Raw genomic sequence first — 20,137 nt, 5'->3', positions numbered from 1 at the left:
AAAGCGTTGCGCCACTTCCCCGGCAGGCCGGAGTCGCAGCCCCCGTCCCTTGCTCGTGTGCTGCTACTCGTAGCTAGGACTCTTCCACCTTCGGTGGTTCGACTTCGAGTTTCTGAGCGGCAATCACCGCCTGAGTACGGGAATGAACGCCAAGCTTGCGTAGAATCGCCGTGACGTGGGCCTTGATCGTGGCTTCCGACACATTGAGTTCGTAGGCGATCTGCTTATTGAGCAATCCATCCGTGAGCATATTGAGCACACGAAACTGCTGCGGCGTCAGCGCCGCGATCGCTTCGGCAAAGCGAGCTTCCTCCTCATCGACATCCCCCAAGGTTTCAGCGAGTTCGGGGGGAAGCCAGACTTCGCCATCCAGGATTTCGCCGACGGCCTCGGCAATCAGCGTCAACGATGACGACTTGGGAATGAAACCCGAAGAGCCGTAGTCGATAGCACGGCGCACGACATGGGGCTCATCACTACCGGATATGACGGCCACCGGAATATCGGGCGATTGTCCACGTAACTGAATCAGGCCGGAAAACCCATGGGCGCCCGGCATATGGAGATCGAGCAAGATCAGATCGGCATCGGGGTGGCGCAATACGACATCAATCGTGGCATCCATGGTGTCGGATTCGACGATTTCGGCCTGGGGCGCCACCTGACGAAGCGCCTGAGTCAGGGCCGCGCGGAACAGCGGGTGGTCATCGGCCACGATGAACTTCTGGGCAAAGGCCATTGCATCTCCTCCGAGTCCTCATGCGACGAACGAAGTTGTGGGCTAGATGCGTCACAGTGTCAGTTCGCCTTCCTTGTACCGCATGTTACCCCATGGTGTGAAGGTTTCCCAAGTTCAGCATCATCATTGTCGACACCGCCACCACGAGGCAAGAAAAAGCCGACCCCTCAGGCCGGCTATCATTCCGGGAAACTCATGGGTTGGCATGTCTCCACCCACTACCTGCCATGCTCAGGCATTGAGCTTCCCGGCCGTTAACCGATTTATCGATTGACGCGGTTCTCGATGAGATCCTCCACGACGCTAGGATCTGCCAGGGTGCTGGTATCTCCCAGACCATCGACCTCGTTGGCAGCGATCTTGCGCAGGATCCGACGCATGATCTTGCCCGAACGGGTCTTGGGTAACCCGTCCGCCCACTGAATCACATCCGGCGAAGCGATCGGTCCGATATCCTTGCGCACCCATTGCGTCAGCTCTTTCTTCAGTGCATCGCTGGGTTCGACATCATCAGTCAAGGTTACATAGATGTAAATGCCCTGCCCCTTGATATCGTGGGGATACCCGACAACCGCCGCCTCTGCCACTGCATCATGGGCCACCAGTGACGACTCGATCTCGGCAGTCCCCATCCGGTGGCCGGAAACATTGAGCACATCATCGACGCGACCGGTGATCCAGTAGTAGCCATCCTCGTCACGACGGCATCCATCGCCGGTAAAATACATGCCTTCGTATGTGGAGAAGTAGGTTTGTACGAAGCGCTCGTGGTTATTCCAGATCGAGCGCGCCTGCCCCGGCCAGGAATCGAGAATGACCAGATTGCCATCCGTCGCGCCATCGAGGATATGTCCTTCGTTGTCGACCAGTGCCGGTCGCACACCGAAGAAAGGACGCGTGGCCGACCCCGGCTTGAGGTCAATGGCCCCCGGTAGCGGCGAAATCATGATGCCGCCGGTTTCGGTCTGCCACCAGGTATCGACGATCGGGCACTGCTCGTTGCCGATCACGCGATAGAACCACTCCCATGCCTCGGGGTTGATGGGCTCACCGACCGAACCGAGCAGACGCAGGCTCTGGCGCGAGCTGGAATCCATGACATGATCGCCATGGGCCATCAGCGCCCGCACCGCCGTGGGGGACGTATAGAGAATCGACACCTGATGCTTGTCGATGACTTCCCCCAGGCGACCATGCGTCGGATAGCTGGGAACCCCTTCGAACATCAGGGTCGTGGCACCATTGGCCAAGGGCCCATAGACAATGTAGCTATGCCCGGTCACCCAGCCTACGTCGGCACTGCACCAGTAGACTTCGCCATCTTTATAGTCGAAGACATACTGGTGTGTCATGGCCGATTGCAGTAGATAACCGCCCGTCGTGTGCTTGAGTCCTTTCGGCTTGCCGGTGGATCCGGACGTGTACAGCACGAACAAAGGGTCCTCGGCATTCATGGACTCGGCTGGACACTCATTGGACTGCTTGTTCACCACATCGTGGTACCAGACATCACGTCCATCATGCCACGCGATATCCCCACCAGTGCGTTTGACGACCAGAACATTGTCGACCACCTCGGTCCCATCGCGCGTCAACGCTGCGTCGACATTGTCTTTCAGGGGAATCTGCTTCCCACCACGCACCGACTCGTCGGCCGTGATGACGAGCTTCGACTGTGCATCGACAACCCGCTGTGCCAGAGCATCCGGTGAAAAACCACCGAACACGACCGAATGGATAGCACCGATACGGGCACACGCCAGCATGGCCATGGCCGCTTCGGGGATCATCGGCATGTACAGGGTCACGGTGTCGCCCCGCTGAACACCCAGTGATTTGAAGGCATTGGCCAGTTGGCAGGTACGTTCGTACAACTCACGATAGGTCAATGTCTTGGATTCACTGGGATCATCCCCTTCCCAGATAATCGCCGGCTGATCGCCGCGTGTTTCCAGGTGCCGGTCAAGGCAATTGGCGCTGGCGTTGAGCTCGCCGTCCTCGAACCAGCGAATATCAACATTGCTGGAAGCGAAAGATACGTTCTTGATACGGCTCGGCGACTTGATCCACTCCAGACGCTTGGCCTGTTCGGCCCAGAACGTCTGTGGATCATCCACCGATTGCTGATACATGGCCAGGTACTTCTCGTTGTCGATCCAGGCATTGGCAGCGAAATCATCGCGCACTGGATAGACATTCTGATGCTGTTCGGTCATGGATGTACCTCTGTGCCAGGAAATGAATGTCACCGGCGGCAATCGATGCACTGCTCACCGTACCCTGAAGCAAGACCAGCATATACCGCACGGACGCCTGTCGCCCTTTAGACATTGGTATTAACAAATTATTTTTATTTTTCAGGTGCTTATGCACCAGTTTGGACACCCCGAGATGCCTCATGGGTCAACTCTTGGGAACATTGTCGACAGTAGTAGCGATTTCCGCGCCGTGCCAGTGCATGACGACGCGCTGTAAAAAAATGATCGCGACAGCCGCAGCGGTAACGATAGGGAGCGGGACTCGCGGCAGAGACGTCGAAATTGTGTGTGGTACGTGGTTGCAGACCGAACAGGTCACGCATCACAGTTTGCCACTCGTGGCCATGCGGCCTTACGTAAGGCCCCTCATCCAGATGATGCACCAGCCAGTGGGCCACTTCATGCGGTACGATTTCCGCCAGGAACGTATAGCGGTTATCACGATAGAGCGTCAGGTTGAAACGCAAACCACCCCGTCCGAAATGAGCCTGGCCAGCACTCTTGCCGCGCAAGTCGAACCACACCCGTGGCTCGGGCAACTCAGGATAGACGTCCCGGCAAACCCGCATGGCAGCATCGACTTGAGCACGCAAACAGGCTTGCAATGCCGTATCGTCAAGCGCGGCCAGGGAGTCGCGAGAGGGAGTGGAAAGCGCCGATATCTTCATGAGATGGTAGAATGACGTCTTGAAACGATGACGTCCAGCGTCATTACGCTGATAGTTCTCTGCCTGAATGCCCGAACCGTGACGAGACCCGACATGCCAGAAACGCCTTCCGCCACTCCCCTGCTCGATGATGACGCCCTGGATCGGCTCGATGACTTTCTCGAGTCGGATCGTGTCAACGCCGAAGCCCTGGACCTGATAGGCACGCATGGTTTCCTGGTGGCATTGGCAATCGCGCCCCGAGAGATCGAGCCGGCCGTCTGGATCGGGGAGCTATTTCATGGTGAACCGACGTTTACCAATGATGACGAACGTCACGATATCCTCGGCCTGCTGGAGGCATTGAAAGCCAATGCCATCAGTGCGCTGGAACAAGGGCAATTACCGGAACTCCCCTTTGACCTCGAACTCGGAGGAATTCCGCCGGAAGAGACGCCAGTCGGCGATTGGTGTGCTGGCTTCATGGAAGGCGTTTTTCTTGATGAGCCCGCTTGGTTCGAAGGTAATGAAGAGAATGCCGCGACCCTTCTCCTGCCTTTCATGGCCCTGTCCGGTCTCTTCGATGACGAACCCGATATGGCGGATTTCAGCAGCGATACGCAACGCCAGGAGAGACTGGTCAGCCAGCTTCCCGAACTCACACTCGACCTCTATCTCCACTACCGTGTCCCTCCGGAAAAACCGAAGCCGTCACCGCGCAAGAAAAAGCCAGCCGGGCGCAAGGGTCGCTCGTGACGCCATCGACATTGACTAACGTACTCGAGCCAGCATGTCGTCGAGGATGCCAAAAAGCCACTCACGCAATCGTTTCCACCGAGACCGTGAAGCCCAGTCGGTCGGATCGATCTCCCGGCTGATGGCGAAGTTGCGCTCGAAGAGTGCAGCCACGTCATCGGCAAAACCGGCATCAAACGCCTCCTGGTTGGCTTCCAGGTTCCAATGAAGGCTCCAGTGATCGAAGTTGCACGATCCAATGCTGCTCCAATCATCGGCCAATGAAAACTTGGCATGGATGAAGGTCGGCTGAAACTCGAAGATCCTGACACCAGCGCGTAGCAGACGCCCATAGAAGCGCTGACCGGCATAGCGGATACCAGGATGGTCATGGTGGTCGCCAGGTAACAACAGACGCACATCGACGCCGCGTCGCGCCGCTCGCACCAGGCGAAGACGCAATCTCAAGGTGGGGGCGAAATAAGGCGTGCAAATCCAGATGCGTCGCTGAGCGGCCGTCACATGTCGATGCAGGGAGTAGCGGATCGCCTGGTAACGATAGCCTTGTCCCCATACGACACGACCGGGCATGTCCCCTTTCGAGGTACCAGCGGTTGCCACGTCGCCGGCAAGCTGCCTGACCATGGCCGGATCCCCCCTGCCTCTCGTCAGGGGCGAATCCCACAGCCGAGCGAACAACGCGACCCAATCAGCGATCACTGGCCCTTCGATACGAATGGCGACCTCGTACCAGGCATCGAGGAATTCGTCGATGGCACCGAATCCGCCCGTGAATGCGACATCACCATCGATGACCACCAGTTTGCGATGATCACGACTGAGATTCCTGGCCAGTGACCTGACAGCCAGAGGATTGAAGAACCGTAATGCCACACCATTGGCCACCAGTCGTTCACGGTCACTGTTGCTCAACCCAAGGGCACCATACCCATCCAGCAACAGCATCACCCGCACACCACGCGCAGTGGCGCGAATCAACGCCGCTATGACATCACTCGCCAGACGTCCCGATTCCATCAGGTAGAGTTCGACGAGTATCCAGCGCTGCGCCGCTTCGACGGCCCGGAACATCTCCGGCAAGAAACGTTTACTCTCGGGTAACAGTTCGAACCGATTCCCCTGCCGCCAAACGCTACGCATCGCCCGACTGTCACGCATGGGCCACCTCCCTGTTTCCCCGCATCCACCTATGAGTTCGTGAGTCAACCATCCGATCCGACACCATCACGGCTACGATGCGTCCGATACGCTCGTTATACTGACCGACATCATTCAATGACGGATACCACCATGGACAGGTTATCCCGGTTATCACGCGGAGGGCGCACTCTGCTACGCCGCTTGCTCGCTGCGTGGGTCAAACCGCGTCGGATCGAACCCGCTACTCATAAGCTGTCACTCGACCCACATGCGATGACATTCTATGTTCTGCCATCCCCTGCACTTTCCGACGCGCTATTGCTGGACAGCCTGTGTCGACGCCATGGTCTGCCTCCGGCCCGGCATGTGCATGACTTGAACACTCGCCGGGCCGACACCTGTTTCGCACTCACGCATCGCAGCCGTCGACAGCCATCGCATGCCCCTGTACTGGATGACATGATCCATCATCTCTCCGTCCATCCACAGTCGCGTATCCAACTCGTTCCCGTGAGTATCTTCTGGGGCCGGGCACCAGGCAAGCGGTTCGGGCTCTGGCACACTCTGGCGGCAGATAGCTGGCAACTGGCAGGTCGGTTACGTCGCAGCCTATCGATTCTCGTGAACCGTCAGCGCGTCGAAATTCATTTCGGCAACCCGCTCATATTGCGCGAGTTGATCGATGAACGCCCCGCGGACATCATCGCCCGACGTGCTGCTCGATTATTGCGTGTCCATTTCCGGCGTACCCGAATTCGCTTGCTCGGTCCCGACCTGTCCCACCGGCGTACCCTCATCGAGGGTGTCATCAACAGCCCGGCCGTCAGTCAGGCGATCGAGGAAGTCGCTGTCGCTCAAGGGCATTCCCGTACCCGTATCTCACGGCGAGCGATGCGGTATGGTCGCGAGATCGCCTCTCATATGTCGTACCCGGTGCTGCGCTTCCTGGACCAGTTGCTGCGGCGGCTATGGACCCGACTCTATGATGGAGTCAACGTTCAGGGGCTGGATAGAGTCAAGGCGTTGGCCGGTGACCATACACTGGTCTATGTCCCTTGCCACCGTAGCCATATCGATTATCTGCTGCTCTCTTATGTGCTGTTTCAGGAAGGGTTGATGCCGCCACACATTGCCGCCGGGCGCAACCTCGACATGCCCATCGTCGGTCCGCTGTTACGCCGTGGGGGTGCCTTTTTCATGCGCCGAAGCTTCAAGAACAACCGCCTTTACAGCGCCGTCTTCAACGAGTATCTGCATCGACTGCTGCTGCGTGGTCATCCCTTGGAGTACTTTATCGAAGGAGGACGATCGCGCGGTGGACACATGCTGCCTCCTCGCCCGGGCATGCTGGCCATGACGCTTCGCTCGCACGCCCGTTCGGCGGGTAGTGGGCGCCGACTCGCCTTTGTTCCCGTCTATATCGGCTACGAGCGGATATTGGAAAACAACAGCTACCTGCAGGAGCTACAGGGTGGCAAGAAACGACGCGAATCGCCCATCGCGTTGCTACGCGTACTGCGTCGCCTACGCCAACCGTTCGGCAACGTGGCCGTCAACGTCGGCGCCCCCCTTGAACTGGACACGTTTCTGGACAACCACGTGCCAAGATGGCGGCAACCGGCCTCCCTGTATCGCCCGGACTGGACGCGTGAAGCCGTCCCACGGCTCGGTGACGAGCTGGCGCGACGCATCAATGCGGCTGCCGCTCTCAATCCCGTCAACATGGTTGCCCTGGTGTTGCTGGCAACGGATCATTGTGCGATCGAACGGCGGTCGCTCCTCAAGCAACTGCACTTGCTGATCGACCTGCAACGTCAAGCATCGGCAGGTACCCTGGCCACACTACCGTCTGGCACACCGGCAGAATGGCTCGAGCAGGTTGCCGAGCTTGGTTTCATACGACTGCCCCAGTCGACCGATGCGGCAGATGAAGCGCGAATAGGTGCCGATTCCCGGCAAGCCGTACTGCTCGATTGGTATCGCCACAACGTCCTTCACCGATTCATCCTTGCCTCTCTCATTGCGTTCGAGCTACACCGGCAAGGATGGATAGGCAAGAAGCCGACAGAACGACAGGCGCGGTCCTGGAACGCATACTGCCAGGCATACTACATCGACCTCCCTACCTCGCTCGACAGCGCATGGCAGGAGACGCTGAGCGTCCTCGACGACCAGGGGGTGATCGTCTCCTCCGACGATGGCTGGACGCTTGAAGGGTGTCCAGACAGCCGGTATGCCATCCGCTTGCTGAGCCGGATAATACCGCCCGATGATACCATGGACCTGACGTGACACCGTCCACGGGTGGATAAGCCCCGGCCGGACTGGCCCATCGGCAGGACACGACAGACCCTCCTCGCTCACGTAGCTTGGCGCAGGATTGCCCTACGGCGTCAATGACCGGTGCACATAGAGGTCATAGCGGCTGGTCTTGCCCTCGATGACATGATGAGGTTCCGGTCCTTCGATCGGCGAAGCCTTGCGTGGGCGTTTGACGACAACCCGATGGGTGGCCGTGGCCAGGGCAGCCTCAAGCAGACGCGGCGCATCATCATCGCCACCGGCCAACTCGCGGAAGACGCGCATTTCTTTCTTGACCAGTGCCGACTTGCTTCGATGAGGGAACATCGGATCGAGATGAACGACTTGAGGCATCAAGCCGGAGCGCTCCGTGAGCTCGGGCAAATCGCAGCAGGCATCACCATGATATAGCCACATCCGCGCTACCACCTCAGCGAGTTCATCCACCTGACGCGCACGTTGCAGCGCATCATCCAGCAATGCATGAATTACCGGGCTACGTTCGATCATCATGACTCGGGCTCCCAGGCCAGCCAACACGAACGCATCACGGCCCAATCCCGCCGTCGCATCGATCACCGTCGGGGAGTCGATCTTGCCCAGGCCGCAGGCCTTGGCAACCAACTGGCCGCGTCCGCCTCCGAAGCGACGTCGGTGCGCCGCGCGTCCGGTCACGAAATCGGCTCGCAGCGGCTTGCCATAGCGGCGTTCCTCACCGGCCAGTACCAGGGCATCGCCTTGCTTGGCCAACGTCAGTCCTGGCCCAACCGTAGGTACCATGGGGAGCCCCAGGGCATCGGCGAGGGGGCGCAGTTCGTCTCCATATACGCCAACGGTCACCTGCATGGTCACCGCTTTCGTTGCCAGGCCACACGGTCACGCAAGTAGACGGGCTGAACGAGATGCGGTGCCCGCCCTTCGCCTGCCAGGAACTGTTGGGCCGCCAGCGATGCCATATCCTCGGCCGAGGGCGGCACGTCATCGATATGCTGGCCGATTCCCACCTGCAGTTCTGCCGACATCGAAGGCCATAGCGACCACCCCGACCCGACACCGACCCAGTCGACGTCCCCATAACCCGTCGGAAGAGAGAGATGTTCCGGAGGCATCACCGCCTCGTCCATCAACGCGGTCAAGACACTGTCATGACAGTAGTAGGCACCGGCATAGATCTCTCCCATGCGAGCATCCAGCGCGGGTATCACGTAACGCAGGTGATAACGACGATGCGCGGCATGCGCCAGCGCTGCCAATGTCGAAATGCCGAGTAGTGGCCTGTCGATGCCGTAAGACAGCCCCTGAGCAACGCCCGCTGCGATCCGTAGACCGGTGAACGATCCCGGTCCATGCCCATAAGCCAGGGCATCCAGGTCAGTCAGAGTCACCTCTGCCTCGGCCAGCAGCTCATCGACCATCGGCATCAAACGATGCGTATGCTCCCGAGGCGTCGTAGAAATGCGTGACGATATTTCATCGGTTGCTTGTTCATGACGACGCCGCAGCAAGGCTGCGGAACACGCATTCGAGGAGGCATCCAGAGCCAAGATAGTGAGCATGATGAATGGCGACCTTCGGGTACACAGCCTGGTGAGAATGACGACAAGATATCATGACGCACCAACGACCCGTAACTTACGAGCCGTCAGCGGCGCTCATGAAGAAAAGCGGCGGAGTTCGGATCACTCCTCGAGAGCTTCCACCACCCGGCGCGTGATATCGTTGACACTGCCGATACCGGAAATGCGATGGTAGGCGGGTGCCGCGTCAGCGTCTTCTTCCGCCCAACGGCGGTAATAATCAACCAACGGCGCTGTCTGTTCATGATAGACCGCAAGGCGATTGCGCACCGTTTCCTCGCTGTCATCGTCGCGATGCACCAACGACTCACCGGTAACGTCGTCCTTGCCGGGCTCCTTGGGCGGCTGATGATCGATATGATAGACACGCCCGGATCCAGGATGTACACGCCGACCCGCCAGTCGATTGACGATCTCTTCATCGTCGACCGCAATTTCGAGCACGTGATCGAGCTTCACGTTCGCTTCTTTCATGGCATCGGCCTGGGGAATCGTGCGTGGAAAGCCATCGAACAGAAACCCATTGGCACAATCGGGCTGACTGATACGCTCCTTGACCAAGGCCACGATGATGTCATCGGAAACCAGGCCGCCACTGCTCATGATCTCTTTGACCTTGAGTCCCAGATCACTGCCCTCCTTGACCGCCGCACGCAGCATGTCGCCGGTAGAAATCTGCGGGATATCATACCGTTCGCAGATAAATTGGGCTTGGGTGCCCTTGCCGGCCCCCGGGGCGCCCAGCAGGATCAAACGCATCAGTGGTGCTCCTTGAATTGAGATGGAAAACGTTTCTGTCAAAGCAATTAGCGCAGACAATACCCGTGGCGAACCGGGGAGACAAGCCACCCGGACATGCCGCCTCTTCCACCATGATGGAAGAAATGCTTATAGACCAACAAGTTGGCAACCAAGTTAGCACTTTGGTCTGGTGGCGAGTCATGCGGATTCCGGAGGTTCGAAAGATAAACGGCGCCCGCAGGCGCCGTTACCCGACACTCGCTTCGCAGTACAACGCTACATCAGCAGACGGCGAATATCGCTCAGCACTTGTCCCAGGAATGCGGTAAAGCGCGCTGCATCGGCGCCGTTAACCGCCCGATGGTCGTAAGACAGGCACAATGGCATCATCAATCGCGGTGCGAATTCATTACCATCCCATACCGGTTTCATCTGTGCCTTGGAAATACCCAGGATAGCCACTTCCGGTGCATTGACGATCGGAGTGAATGCCGTGCCGCCGATCGACCCCAGGCTGGAGATGGTGAAGCACCCGCCGCTCATCTCTTCGCGCTTGAGTTTCTTCGACTGCGCCTTGCCGGCCAGGTCAATGCTCTCCTTGGCCAAATCGATCAGTGACTTCTGATCAGCATCACGAATCACCGGCACCATCAGACCGTCAGGCGTATCGACCGCAACACCGATATGGACGTAGTTCTTCCAGACCAGCGTTTCGCCATCGCTCTTGAGGCTGACGTTGAACTGCGGGAACTTGCGCAGCGCGAACGCACATGCCTTGATCATGAACGGTAGCGGTGTGAGCTTGGTTCCCTGGGCCTCGGCTTCCGCTTTCATCGACTTGCGGAAATTCTCGAGCTCGGTGATATCCGCCTCGTCGAACTGGGTGACGTGTGGAACGTTAAGCCAGCTGCGATGCAGGTTGGTCGCCCCCATCTTCATCAGGCGCCCCATCGGCTTCTCTTCCACCTCACCGAACTGGCTGAAGTCCTGATCGGGAACCGGCGGAATCCCCATGCCACCGTCAGCTCCGGCAGGTGCAGCGGCTGGTGACTTGGTCTGGCCAGCCATGACCTGCTGGACGTAGGTGTGGACATCCTCCTTCAACACCCTATCCTTGGGGCCGCTCGGCGTGACCAGTGCCAGATCGACGCCCAACTCCCGGGCCAGCTTACGAACCGCCGGACCGGCGTGCACGTGGGCACCCGCCGTCTTTTCGTCGCCGTGCTTGTGACGCACTTCAGGGCTTGGTTCACCCACAGGCTGCTTGGCAGATGGCGCCTCGGAATTGGCAGCGCTGGTTTTTTGCTGACCGGCGTCGGCTTTCTTATCAGCCTTGCCAGCATCGGCTTGCTTGGCCGGCTTCTTGGCACCGGCGACCGGAGCGCCGGCCGCCTCTATATAGCCGATCAGGTCGCCTTCGGAGACGCTATCGCCTTCCTTGACCGAGACCTCGACTACCTTGCCCTTGTAAGGGCTGGGTACGTCCATGGAAGCCTTGTCGGATTCCAGCGTGATCAACGTGTCTTCCTCGCTGATCTCATCGCCCTCGCCGATGGCGATCTCGATGATCTCGACGCCTTCGCTGCCGCCGATGTCGGGGACGCGGAGTTCCTTGCGGCCGCCCTCGTCGCTGCCTTCTTCGACCTCATCGTCGGCGTCTTGATCCTCGGCGCGCTCTTCCGGCTCGGCGTTGTCGGACGCCTCCTCCGCCGGCGCATCGTCGCCACCTTCCCCGGCGATCTCCATGGTGCCGATCAGATCCCCTTCGGAGACGTGATCGCCTTCCTTGACCGCCAGCGAGACGAGCTTGCCGCTATAGGGGCTCGGCACGTCCATCGACGCCTTGTCGGACTCCAGCGTGATCAACGCGTCTTCCTCGTTGACCTCATCCCCTTCGCCGACCGCTACCTCGATAATCTCGACACCTTCGCTACCGCCAATGTCCGGCACCTTGACTTCGACGGTGCGCTTGCCGCCACCGGAAGACTTCTTCGGTTTCTTGTCTACCGACTTGTCGTCTTGCGAGGTTCCGGACTCCGCGGCGTCGGATGCCGTCTCACTCGACGCCTGGGCATCGTCGCCCTGGGCGGCCTCGTCGCCGCTATCCTTGCCCTCCGTTTCCAGCTCGAGGATATCGTCACCCTCGGAGACGCTATCCCCCTCCTTGACCAACACCTTGACGACCTTGCCACCCTTGGGTGCCGGGACATCCATGCTGGCCTTGTCGGACTCCAGCGTGATCATAGTGTCTTCGGCGGCAATGACATCGCCTTCGGACACCGCCACCTCGATGATCTCGACGCCTTCGCTACCGCCGATATCGGGAACTTTGATGATTTCGCTACTCAAGGTCGCGCTCCTTTCCAATCTAGCAGTCCGACCGTACCGTCGGGACATCGCACCCGGGCAATACGACCGGACCAGGCAATCTGGCTATGGCCGCCGCCATATCCGACCGGCAGCGGCACCTTGATGGGACCCTCAGATCCAAGACATCAACGAGGCTCAAGACACCAGCGGGCTGGGCTTGGCGGGATCAATGCCGTATTTCTTCATGGCATCCTTGACGACCTTGGCGTCGATCTCACCACGGTTGGCCAGCGCGCGCAGCGCCTGAATGGTCACGTAGTAGCGATCGACTTCGAAGAAACGACGCAGCGCTTCACGCGTATCGGAACGCCCGAAACCATCGGTCCCCAGCACATGGAAGTCACTCGGTACCCAAGCACGAATCTGATCGGCGTAGAGCTTCATGTAATCGGTCGATGCGATGACCGGCCCCTCGACACCAGCCAGTTGCTGTGACACCCACGGCTGCTCACGCTTCTCATCGTAGTCGAGGAACTGCAGCCGGTCGTACTCGAGCGCTTCGCGACGCAACTCGTTGAAGCTGGTCACGCTCCATACGTCGGCGACCACGTCATGCTCTTCCGCCAGAATCTCGGCGGCAGCCTCGACTTCACGCAGGATCGTGCCGCTGCCCATGAGCTGCACACGCGGTTGTTTCTTGCGACCGTCCTTCTTGCCTTCCGAGAGACGATACATGCCGCGAACGATACCTTCCTCGCTGCCCTCCGGCATTTCCGGGTGCGGGTAGTTCTCGTTCATTACGGTCAGGTAGTAGAAGCAGTTTTCCTTGTCTTGGAACATCCGCTTCAAACCGTCCTGCAGGATGACCGCGACCTCGTGTCCATAACACGGATCGTAGGCGCGGCAAGACGGCACGGTCGACATCAGGATATGGCTGTGGCCGTCCTGGTGCTGCAGGCCTTCGCCATTGATGGTGGTACGCCCGGCGGTGCCGCCGATCATGAAGCCACGCGCCTGCAGGTCACCGGCGGCCCAGACCAGGTCACCGACGCGCTGATAGCCGAACATCGAATAGTAGACGTAAAACGGAATCAACGGCAGATGGTGGTTGGAGTAAGCCGTCGCCGCCGCGATCCATGCAGACATGGAACCGGCTTCGGTGATGCCTTCTTCGAGAATCTGACCTTTCTGGTCCTCGCGGTAGTACATGATCTGACCGGCATCCGTCGGCTCGTACTTCTGGCCTTCGGCGGCGTAGATGCCGAGCTGACGAAACATGCCTTCCATCCCGAACGTGCGCGCCTCGTCGGGAATGATCGGCACCACGCGCGACCCGAGCTGCTTGTTCTTGACCAGACCATTCAACACGCGCACGAAGGACATGGTGCTGGAGACTTCGCGATCGCCGGAGCCCTTGAGCTGGGTGGCGAACATCTTGTCGTCGAGCCCTGGGATCTCGAGTGCCTCGAAGTCGTTCTTGCGCGCCGGCAAAAAGCCACCGAGCCTGTCACGCTGGAGATGCAGGTACTTCATCTCCGGACTGTCGTCGTCGGGCTTGTAGTACGGAATATCACCGCTTTCGATCTGCTCGTCGGAAATCGGAATGCCGAAGCGATCGCGGAACGCCTTGAGCGCGTCAACATCCATCGACTTGATCTGGTGGGCTTCCATGTCGGCTTCGCCACTGCCGCCACCCATACCATAGCCCTTGACGGTGTGCGCCAGGATCACGGTGGGACGATTGCCGGCGTTGTTGACCGCTTCATGGTACGCCGCGTAGACCTTCTGCGGATCGTGACCGCCGCGATTGAGACGGAAGATCTGCTCGTCGGAATAATCCTTGACCATCTCCGCGGTTTCGTCGTACTTACCGAAGAAGTGCTCGCGAGTGTACTTGCCGCCCTGGGCCTTGTAGTTCTGGTACTCGCCGTCGACCGCCTCGTCCATGCGCTTTTGCAGCATGCCGTTGGCGTCCTTCTCGAACAGCGGGTCCCACTGGCCGCCCCAGACGACCTTGATCACGTTCCAACCGGCACCGCGGAAGACGCCTTCCAGCTCGTCGATGATGCGCGAGTTGCCGCGCACCGGGCCGTCGAGACGCTGCAGGTTGCAGTTGATGACGAAGATCAGATTGTCGAGCTTCTCGCGGCTGGCCAGGTGCAGCGCGCCGAGGGTCTCGGGCTCGTCGCACTCGCCGTCGCCGAGGAACGCCCAGACCTTGCGGTCCTTCATGTCTTCCAGTTCACGCGAGTGCAGATACTTCATCACGTGGGCCTGATAGATCGCCTGGATCGGCCCCAGGCCCATGGAAACCGTGGGGAACTGCCAGTAGTCCGGCATCAGGTACGGGTGCGGATAGGACGGCAGCGCCTCACCATCGACTTCCTGACGGAAGTTGTCCATCTGCTCTTCGGTCAGGCGGCCTTCGAGGAAGGAACGTGCATAGATACCCGGCGTAACGTGCCCCTGGATATACAGCAGGTCGCCTTTGTGGTCGCCGTTGTCGGCGCGGAAGAAGTGGTTGAAACCCACTTCGTAAAGCGTGGCGCTGGACTGATAACTGGCAATATGACCGCCCAGGCCCTTATGCTTCTTGTTGGCGCGCAACACCTGGACCATCGCGTTCCAGCGGATGGCCGAGCGGATCTTGCGCTCGATGAACATGTCACCGGGCATCTTGGCTTCACGATGCATCGGAATGGTGTTGCGATGCGGCGTGGTCCCGGAAAAGGGGGGTGAAGAGCCATCGCGACGCAGGCGATCCGCCAAGCGGCTCATGATATACCGAGCGCGCTCTTCGCCCTCATGCCCGATGACCGAGGCCAAGGAATCCAGCCATTCCGTGGTTTCGATCGGATCGAGATCTTCTCTTGCCTCCAGACTCATAGACGTCTCTCCGAATGAAGAATAATGTTTCGGGCTACCCTCACCCGGGGGTGGAGGGGCATGTGGCGCTCTTCAGTGCGGGCATGACCTTCTTTGGGTCACGTCTCCGGAAAATCGTATCGTGCTGTAATTTCTTTACAGGTGGGCAGTCTCGGACCCCTGGATTTTGCCCATGAAGATACCGCAAACACTGGCTCGTGCCAATTACCTCAAACGTGAAAATGTTTTCCATTAAATATTGCGATGCAGCACAACCCGGCAGAATGCAACGTCCGGAACCAGCTCCATAACCATCATTTGTAGCCCGGCTACATAACCTATCGGTTGCTCAGACAACACCAACATGTGCCAGACAACGTCGATAGAATGCCCAGTCAAAAGCAGGCCCAGGGTCAGTTTTTCGCTCGGGAGCGATATGGGCATGGCTAGTGATCCGTTCCGGCGTCAAATCAGGGTAACGATGACAAAGTGCCGCTGTCACTTCAGCCAATGCACGATATTGCGGTTCGGGGTATGGCGTGACCTCATCGCCTTCCAGCTCGATACCGATACTGAAGTCGTTGACCCGGTTACGGACTCGCGTTCCCTCCCGCCAGCCTGAACGCCCGGCATGCCAGGCCCGACGCGTGAACGGAACAAACTGAACGCATTCGCCTCCTCGCCGAATCAGCAGATGAGCTGACACCCGTACCCCTTCAATGGTGGCAAAAAACGGGTGCTCATTAGTCTCCAGACGGTTGGTGAACAATTGCTCGATATACGGCCCGCCGAATGACCGCGGCGGCAGACTGATCGAATGCAGCACCAGCAAGGACACCTCTTCTTGCGGCCGAGCATCCTGGTTGGGCGATACTTCGCGGCGCGCTTTACACCACCAGCCCTGCTCAATCGACATCACTCTCCCCTGACGCAACCGGTTCGGTTTCTCTATAATGTCAGGCATTATCGCACATTCCATCGTGAAGGCTCGCCATGCACTACCATCAAGCCCTCGCCGAAGAGATTCGTACCAGCGCTGCACGGTTACTGGCCGAGGACGTCGGTCCAGGCGACATTACTGCCCAGTTGATTCCCGAATCACAGTGGGGCAAGGCGCAAGTCCTGACCCGTGAAGCCGCCATCCTCTGTGGTGTTGCCTGGGTCGACGAGTTGTATCGCCGGCTTGACTCACGTGTCGAACTGACCTGGCTACGCGCAGACGGCGATGCGCTGGAACCGAATCAGGTATTTCTCGAAATGGAAGGGCCGGCCCGCAGCCTGCTGACCGGAGAGCGGGCAGCGCTGAACCTGTTGCAAACGCTCTCGGCAACCGCAACCAGCGCACGTCGTTATACCGACTTGATTGCCGATTCAGGGGTCCGATTGCTCGACACGCGCAAGACGCTGCCAGGGCTGCGTCTCGCACAAAAATATGCCGTTACCTGCGGTGGCGGCTACAATCACCGCATCGGGCTCTATGATGCGTTCCTGATCAAGGAGAATCATATCGCGTCCTGTGGCAGCATCACGGCTGCCGTCAAGGAAGCACGCGGCATTGCCCGCGATCTGCCATTGGAAGTCGAGGTAGAAACCTTTGAAGAGTTGGACGAAGCGCTCGCCGCTGGCGCCGACACGATCATGCTGGATAACTTTTCCCCGGCCGATATGCGTGAAGCCGTGCAGCGCAGCAGCGGTCGTGCAACACTAGAAGCCTCCGGCAATGTCGATGCAACCACGCTGCAAGACATCGCCGATACCGGAATCGACTGTATCTCGATCGGCCGATTGACCAAGGACGTCCAGGCCATTGATCTTTCGATGCGCATCGTCCATACCGAACGTCGCTAACGCTATCAGGTTTCCACCAGGGTCAAGCGCTTATCCAGCTTGATGCGCGGCAAGGATTCACCACCCCGCTCGACCCATTCTTCCCCCCGATACCGCCAGCCACGACGTTGCAGCCCTTCGGCCAGCATCAGGCTGGCGGCAATGGTGATCCGGGCAATGCCCTGTTCCAGCATGATGCGTTCGGCATGAATCAACAGCGTCGAACCGATACCTCGATGGCTAAGTGACGGCCATACATAGAGCGTTTCGATACGTTGGGCCGGACTGTCGAGTTCGAGGAAACCAACACAGCGACCATCGCATGAGGCGACCAGGGTCCTGTACAGTGCCTGCCTGGCTCGCCAGGCACTGGCTTCGCGGGGCAGGACACTCGCCCAGGCCCTGCGCTGAGCCAGTGTGTAATGCGCATGGCTCCCCTGCATGACAGCGTGATGGAACACCTCGGCCTGATCGGCGCCATCACGTGGGCGGGCGTCGCGATAGTGAATACGCGCTCCGCTCTCGGCTTGCTTCATGGTTGTCCCCGCGTCATGTGCCATCCGGCTGTCGAGTATCGATCAGCACATTGCCCTATTGTCATCACCGGCCAACTTCCAAGCGTAACGAAAACCGTCACGCCACCCAACCACACATCATTCGCGTCACACACCATCAAACCGCATAATGCCATTCATGACACATGCCGATGCCCCCAATTCCGCGCACACCTTTTCCATCGATGCCATTGGTCGCATCGAAAGCGATTATCCGGACAAGTTCGGTATCCCCCGTCAGCCGGGGCTTGCCAGGGCCGCACGTGCCACGCTGGTCATGCTGCCGCCCTATGACGACCCTTTGACGGTCCGTGGTCTGGAAGCATTCAGCCATTTGTGGGTGACCTTCGTCTTCCATCGCAGCCCCACCCGCTGGACGCCATTGATCCGCCCGCCTCGCCTGGGCGGCAATGCCAGGATCGGAGTGTTCGCCAGCCGCAGCACTCATCGTCCAAATCGCTTGGGACTGTCTCTGGTCGAACTGGTTGCCATCGACACCAGGCAAGGAGTACGGCTGGCGTTACGAGGGCACGACCTCGTCGATGGAACGCCCGTCGTGGACATCAAGCCACATTTGCCATGGGCCGAGACCCCCTCCGAGGCACGGGCCGGTTATGCCGACGTACCGCCAGCCATGTGTCCGGTGCAATTCAGCCAGGCAGCCGAGGCAGTTCTCACCGAGCGCAATGACCGGGACACCCTGCGCGAGTTGATCGTTCAAGTGCTCGCCCAGGATCCTCGTCCAGCCTATCGAAAGGGCGCCGAGAACCGACGCCATGGACTACGCCTGCGTGACCTCGATATCCACTTTCAAGCTCGCCAGGATGAAGATGGCACGGTGTTCATGGTCGTTACCGATCTCATCATGACCTGAACAGGATGCGCATCAGAACGTGATACCAAGCCGCCTGCCCACTTCCTCGTAGGCCTCAATCACGCCACCAAGTCCCTGACGGAATCGATCCTTGTCGAGCTTTTCGCGGGTGTTGGCATCCCAGAGCCGGCAGCCATCGGGTGAAAACTCATCCCCGAGCACGATCTCGTTGTGGAATACGCCGAATTCGAGCTTGTAATCCACCAGCAGCATATCGCCATCGAGAAACAACTGCTTGAGGACATCATTGACGCGATAGGTCAAGCGCTTCATTTCCGCCAGTTGCGCCGATGTCGCCCAACCGAAGGTCTCCGCCAACGATTCATTGATCATGGGGTCGTGTTGCGCATCGTCCTTGAGGAACAGTTCATAGGTTGGAGGATTGAGTTCCAGTCCCTCCTCGACACCGAGACGCCGACAGAGACCACCGGCGGAGAGATTGCGTACAACGCATTCCACGGGGAGCATGTCGAGCTTCTTGACGACGCATTCCGTGTCATTGAGCAAGCCGTCGAAATGGGTGGGAATCCCCGCCGCTTCGAGCTTGCCCATGATATAGGCATTGAACTTATTGTTGACCATGCCCTTGCGGGCCAGCGACTCTTTCTTCTCGCCATCGAAGGCGCTGGTATCGTCGCGGAAATGCAGAATCAACCGCTCCGGGTCATCGCTGTAATACACCGATTTCGCCTTGCCGGCATAGAGTTCTTGACGCTTTTCCATGGGGGTCTCCGAAATACCGAGTTAGCTGATGCGTTGCCAGTCGAGGCAGCGATCCTGGGTGGCGACGCTCAGCCGTGATTCATCACCATCGAGCAGAGGAACCAGCGCCTCCAGCACCCGCTCGGGATGATTGTTTTGTTCCGACAGATGGGAGCAAACGATACGCTGCAACCGATCCAATCCTAACGCACACAGCAGTTCCGCCGCCTGGGTATTGGCCAAGTGTCCCCAATGACCGCCTACTCGACGTTTTAGCTGAGCGGGATAAGGGCCATCCGCTAACATACGGCGATCATGATTGCATTCCAGGATCAACGCATCGCAGCCCTGGAAGGAATCCACGACGTGACGACTGGAATAGCCGAGGTCAGTCAGTATGCCAAGCGTGCGATCTCTGGCGCGGAAGCGAAATTGTACCGGTTCTCGAGCATCATGAGGGATAGTGACCGGATCGATTTCCAGCCCATTGATAGCGAATCGAGATTGCGGCGTAATCCAGTGGTGGTACGGCACGTTGCCCAGACGTTTCGACAACCACGTACCCGGTGTCAGATAGACAGGCAAACCGTGCCGCCGCGCCAATGCGCCGACTCCCCGTATATGATCGCCATGCTCGTGGGACAGCAAGATGGCATCGAGGTGAGCGGCCGTCATCCCCAGATCCGCCAGACGCCGTTCGGCATCACGCATGGCGAAACCACAGTCGACCAGGACATGGGTCTCACCATCGCTGACCAGGGTCGCATTCCCCTTGCTGCCACTTCCCAGCGAGGCGAAATGCAACCCGGTTGACGGCATTGTACCGTCGGAGAATTCGCCAGCGGA

The 20,137-nt window shown here is 59.0% G+C and carries 17 protein-coding genes; 4 read left to right on the top strand and 13 right to left on the bottom strand.

The features are described 5' to 3' along the window. Positions 1-73 precede the first annotated feature (73 nt). From FVV99_RS07895 to FVV99_RS07885, 3 genes are all read right to left on the bottom strand, one after another. Positions 74-739 (bottom strand): LuxR C-terminal-related transcriptional regulator, encoded by a 666-nt coding sequence (locus FVV99_RS07895; protein WP_148253498.1) that lies wholly within the window; start codon positions 737-739, stop codon positions 74-76. Positions 740-1,002: 263 nt separating this feature from the next. After that, positions 1,003-2,955 carry an acetate--CoA ligase gene (acs, locus tag FVV99_RS07890; RefSeq protein WP_148253497.1) on the bottom strand — a complete coding sequence of 651 codons (1,953 nt, stop codon included), beginning with the start codon at positions 2,953-2,955 and terminating at the stop codon, positions 1,003-1,005. Between the two features lie 149 nt (positions 2,956-3,104). Beyond that, complete coding sequence (locus FVV99_RS07885; RefSeq protein ID WP_148253496.1) at positions 3,105-3,665, bottom strand: SprT family zinc-dependent metalloprotease; 561 nt, start codon at positions 3,663-3,665, stop codon at positions 3,105-3,107. A gap of 93 nt (positions 3,666-3,758) precedes the next feature. Between FVV99_RS07885 and FVV99_RS07880 the strand changes: the two genes are divergently transcribed. Next, on the top strand, positions 3,759-4,400 hold the full coding sequence (locus FVV99_RS07880; RefSeq protein ID WP_148253495.1) for a YecA/YgfB family protein: 642 nt from the start codon (positions 3,759-3,761) through the stop codon (positions 4,398-4,400). Between the two features lie 15 nt (positions 4,401-4,415). Here FVV99_RS07880 and FVV99_RS07875 read toward each other — a convergent pair whose 3' ends face one another. Next, positions 4,416-5,540 carry a phospholipase D-like domain-containing protein gene (locus FVV99_RS07875; protein ID WP_148253741.1) on the bottom strand — a complete coding sequence of 375 codons (1,125 nt, stop codon included), beginning with the start codon at positions 5,538-5,540 and terminating at the stop codon, positions 4,416-4,418. 150 nt (positions 5,541-5,690) lie between these two features. Between FVV99_RS07875 and plsB the strand changes: the two genes are divergently transcribed. After that, on the top strand, positions 5,691-7,832 hold the full coding sequence (gene plsB, locus FVV99_RS07870) for a glycerol-3-phosphate 1-O-acyltransferase PlsB (RefSeq protein ID WP_148253494.1): 2,142 nt from the start codon (positions 5,691-5,693) through the stop codon (positions 7,830-7,832). Between the two features lie 93 nt (positions 7,833-7,925). Here the strand turns inward: plsB and FVV99_RS07865 are convergent, their stop codons facing one another. The 6 genes from FVV99_RS07865 to ampD form a co-directional block, all read right to left on the bottom strand. Then, complete coding sequence (locus FVV99_RS07865) at positions 7,926-8,687, bottom strand: class I SAM-dependent methyltransferase (RefSeq protein WP_148253493.1); 762 nt, start codon at positions 8,685-8,687, stop codon at positions 7,926-7,928. A 2-nt stretch (positions 8,688-8,689) separates the two neighbouring features. After that, the gene (tsaB, locus tag FVV99_RS07860; protein ID WP_201745052.1) at positions 8,690-9,397 is read right to left on the bottom strand and encodes a tRNA (adenosine(37)-N6)-threonylcarbamoyltransferase complex dimerization subunit type 1 TsaB; all 708 of its coding nucleotides are present in this window, start codon (positions 9,395-9,397) and stop codon (positions 8,690-8,692) included. Between the two features lie 123 nt (positions 9,398-9,520). Further along, the gene (adk, locus tag FVV99_RS07855; protein WP_148253491.1) at positions 9,521-10,177 is read right to left on the bottom strand and encodes an adenylate kinase; all 657 of its coding nucleotides are present in this window, start codon (positions 10,175-10,177) and stop codon (positions 9,521-9,523) included. Between the two features lie 258 nt (positions 10,178-10,435). Beyond that, a complete protein-coding gene (gene aceF / locus FVV99_RS07850; protein WP_148253490.1) occupies positions 10,436-12,508 on the bottom strand; it encodes a dihydrolipoyllysine-residue acetyltransferase in 2,073 nt (690 codons plus the stop codon). Positions 12,509-12,664: 156 nt separating this feature from the next. Further along, positions 12,665-15,355 (bottom strand): pyruvate dehydrogenase (acetyl-transferring), homodimeric type, encoded by a 2,691-nt coding sequence (aceE, locus tag FVV99_RS07845; protein ID WP_148253489.1) that lies wholly within the window; start codon positions 15,353-15,355, stop codon positions 12,665-12,667. A gap of 328 nt (positions 15,356-15,683) precedes the next feature. Then, entirely contained in the window at positions 15,684-16,250 is a 567-nt protein-coding gene (ampD, locus tag FVV99_RS07840; protein WP_148253740.1) for a 1,6-anhydro-N-acetylmuramyl-L-alanine amidase AmpD, read from the bottom strand. Between the two features lie 77 nt (positions 16,251-16,327). On the opposite strand from ampD, the gene nadC reads away from it, so the two are divergent. Continuing rightward, on the top strand, positions 16,328-17,182 hold the full coding sequence (gene nadC, locus FVV99_RS07835; RefSeq protein ID WP_148253488.1) for a carboxylating nicotinate-nucleotide diphosphorylase: 855 nt from the start codon (positions 16,328-16,330) through the stop codon (positions 17,180-17,182). 5 nt (positions 17,183-17,187) lie between these two features. Here the strand turns inward: nadC and FVV99_RS07830 are convergent, their stop codons facing one another. After that, complete coding sequence (locus FVV99_RS07830; RefSeq protein WP_148253487.1) at positions 17,188-17,697, bottom strand: GNAT family N-acetyltransferase; 510 nt, start codon at positions 17,695-17,697, stop codon at positions 17,188-17,190. Between the two features lie 157 nt (positions 17,698-17,854). On the opposite strand from FVV99_RS07830, the gene tsaA reads away from it, so the two are divergent. After that, a complete protein-coding gene (gene tsaA, locus FVV99_RS07825) occupies positions 17,855-18,589 on the top strand; it encodes a tRNA (N6-threonylcarbamoyladenosine(37)-N6)-methyltransferase TrmO (protein ID WP_148253486.1) in 735 nt (244 codons plus the stop codon). Between the two features lie 12 nt (positions 18,590-18,601). Here the strand turns inward: tsaA and purC are convergent, their stop codons facing one another. Then, entirely contained in the window at positions 18,602-19,312 is a 711-nt protein-coding gene (gene purC / locus FVV99_RS07820; RefSeq protein ID WP_148253485.1) for a phosphoribosylaminoimidazolesuccinocarboxamide synthase, read from the bottom strand. 21 nt (positions 19,313-19,333) lie between these two features. After that, the gene (locus FVV99_RS07815; protein WP_148253484.1) at positions 19,334-20,110 is read right to left on the bottom strand and encodes an MBL fold metallo-hydrolase; all 777 of its coding nucleotides are present in this window, start codon (positions 20,108-20,110) and stop codon (positions 19,334-19,336) included. Positions 20,111-20,137 lie beyond the last annotated feature (27 nt).

The organism is Aidingimonas lacisalsi (genome assembly GCF_008079445.1).
GTDB classification, from domain to species: Bacteria; Pseudomonadota; Gammaproteobacteria; order Pseudomonadales; family Halomonadaceae; genus Aidingimonas; species Aidingimonas lacisalsi.
This window is presented reverse-complemented; position numbering and strand designations above follow the sequence as displayed.

Bases quoted from the DNA above. Each gene is read 5' to 3' on its own strand.
- FVV99_RS07880 (WP_148253495.1), top strand. From the start codon at position 3,759: ATGCCAGAAACGCCTTCCGCCACTCCCCTGCTCGATGATGACGCCCTG.
- adk (WP_148253491.1), bottom strand. From the start codon at position 10,177: ATGCGTTTGATCCTGCTGGGCGCCCCGGGGGCCGGCAAGGGCACCCAA.
- tsaA (WP_148253486.1), top strand. From the start codon at position 17,855: ATGACACATGCCGATGCCCCCAATTCCGCGCACACCTTTTCCATCGAT.
- FVV99_RS07865 (WP_148253493.1), bottom strand. From the start codon at position 8,687: ATGCAGGTGACCGTTGGCGTATATGGAGACGAACTGCGCCCCCTCGCC.
- nadC (WP_148253488.1), top strand. From the start codon at position 16,328: ATGCACTACCATCAAGCCCTCGCCGAAGAGATTCGTACCAGCGCTGCA.
- FVV99_RS07875 (WP_148253741.1), bottom strand. From the start codon at position 5,540: ATGCGTAGCGTTTGGCGGCAGGGGAATCGGTTCGAACTGTTACCCGAG.
- FVV99_RS07815 (WP_148253484.1), bottom strand. From the start codon at position 20,110: ATGCCGTCAACCGGGTTGCATTTCGCCTCGCTGGGAAGTGGCAGCAAG.
- plsB (WP_148253494.1), top strand. From the start codon at position 5,691: ATGGACAGGTTATCCCGGTTATCACGCGGAGGGCGCACTCTGCTACGC.
- FVV99_RS07895 (WP_148253498.1), bottom strand. From the start codon at position 739: ATGGCCTTTGCCCAGAAGTTCATCGTGGCCGATGACCACCCGCTGTTC.
- purC (WP_148253485.1), bottom strand. From the start codon at position 19,312: ATGGAAAAGCGTCAAGAACTCTATGCCGGCAAGGCGAAATCGGTGTAT.
- ampD (WP_148253740.1), bottom strand. From the start codon at position 16,250: ATGTCGATTGAGCAGGGCTGGTGGTGTAAAGCGCGCCGCGAAGTATCG.
- FVV99_RS07885 (WP_148253496.1), bottom strand. From the start codon at position 3,665: ATGAAGATATCGGCGCTTTCCACTCCCTCTCGCGACTCCCTGGCCGCG.
- aceE (WP_148253489.1), bottom strand. From the start codon at position 15,355: ATGAGTCTGGAGGCAAGAGAAGATCTCGATCCGATCGAAACCACGGAA.
- acs (WP_148253497.1), bottom strand. From the start codon at position 2,955: ATGACCGAACAGCATCAGAATGTCTATCCAGTGCGCGATGATTTCGCT.
- tsaB (WP_201745052.1), bottom strand. From the start codon at position 9,397: ATGCTCACTATCTTGGCTCTGGATGCCTCCTCGAATGCGTGTTCCGCA.
- FVV99_RS07830 (WP_148253487.1), bottom strand. From the start codon at position 17,697: ATGAAGCAAGCCGAGAGCGGAGCGCGTATTCACTATCGCGACGCCCGC.